This is a genomic window from Vibrio sp. (assembly GCF_984391705.1).
In genome coordinates this window covers 1-1,084 of sequence record NZ_CFHWOM010000167.1, presented here as the reverse complement: position 1 = coordinate 1,084, position 1,084 = coordinate 1, and the positions used below count along the sequence as shown (strand labels likewise).

The 1,084-nt window shown below is 42.0% G+C and carries 1 protein-coding gene; it reads right to left on the bottom strand.

Features of this window, described 5'->3' with window-relative positions:
- On the bottom strand, positions 1–1,084 hold a 1,084-nt coding region (locus tag AC4MRV_RS22165), incomplete at both ends, for a putative Ig domain-containing protein (RefSeq protein ID WP_491189421.1).

Genomic DNA, 1,084 nt, shown 5'->3' with positions numbered 1-1,084 from the left:
CCATCATCAGAGCCGTGCTCTAAGTAGTACCAAGTTTTGCCTTCTAGTGGGTGGCTTGGAGTAACCGCAGCTTTCTCAATTGTTAATATGATATCTGCTTCAGCAGATGTTTGGTTTACACCATCATTTGCGAAAAGACGAATAGTAGATTCACCGTGGCTAGACGGAGTACCAGATAGAGTTAGCTCATCTTTATTAAGAGTAACAGACATTCCCGCAGGCACATTTTCAACAGTGTACTTGAGCGTGTCACCATCAACGTCATTAAATAAGCCAGTCGCAACGATAACAACCTTATTAACTTCATCACCTTGAGTTAGCGTCAACGCGTTCAATTGATTTTGAATAGTTTCTAAAGCTTCAGGGTTATGAGTTGGTGCTGTATTCGGTGTCTCAATCGTCACATTTAGGTTTGCTGGGTAAGAAATAGAGCCTTTTGTATCTTCAGCAAAGATTTGGTAGATGAACTTACCAGCAACTTTTGGTGTACCAGTGATTAAACCTGTAGTTTCAACAATATCTAGGCCGTTTTTATCATCTAGGCCGTTTTTATCGGTACCTAGAGCTTTCATTGTGTAGGTTAGAGTATCACCATCCGCGTCACTAAATAATTTAGATGCGTCAACGGTTACCCAAGCATCACCGAGCTCCATACTTACTTCTTCAGGACTTACATCAACAACAGGGCGGCTGTTCGGTTTTACCGTTACGCCACCTTGTGGAGTAATCTCTACAACAGGTGCGTAGTTATCTAGATCCTCAGGTGATTCTTCAATGATGTCGTTTGCTTCTGTTGCAACTTCAGTTGAAATAGCAAGTTGCGTTTCCACACTCTTGTCGTTGTTATCAACCAGTGTTTCACCGATGACCTTCAATGCTTTTGCTTCATTTGATGTGCTTGCTAGGTAGTCGCCGAAAATCATGTCGGCATCAACTTTTAGGCCAGTGTCAGTGATTGCGTTGACTACTTCATCTTTTGCTGTTGCAGGAGTGAGTTCACTATCGTGCGTCATTTGTTCAATGATCATATTGGTCATTGGGTTAACAATAATGTTGTTGCTTTCACTTGCTGGAGAAGCTAGGT